Genomic DNA, 276 nt, shown 5'->3' on the forward strand with positions numbered 1-276 from the left:
GAGCATGAAGACCTCTAGGCTGGGACCATAGGCGAAGCGTCGATGGATCCTGCCGGGCGCCTCGGGCAGCTCGCGCAGCGGCATGTACTCGAAGAAGGCACGCCGCGCGCGAGCCGCCAGCAGGCTGGCGTTCTTCTCGGTGTAGCGGTCGTCGTCGAGGAGTTCGCCCGGGTACCAGTTGTTGGTGGTCTCGTGGTCGTCCCACTGGGCGAGCATGGGGACCTCGGCGTTGAACTGGCGAACGTTGGCGTCCATCAGGTTGTAGGCGTACTGGCC

1 protein-coding gene is annotated in these 276 nt (G+C 65.6%); it reads right to left on the reverse strand.

From position 1 onward, the window contains the following. The coding region (locus H2O73_RS21010) for an alkaline phosphatase D family protein (RefSeq protein WP_182110795.1) at positions 1 to 276 on the reverse strand (276 nt) is incomplete at both ends.

Origin of the sequence: Vibrio marinisediminis, from assembly GCF_014050145.1 — a bacterium.
Classification (GTDB): domain Bacteria; phylum Pseudomonadota; class Gammaproteobacteria; order Enterobacterales; family Vibrionaceae; genus Vibrio; species Vibrio marinisediminis.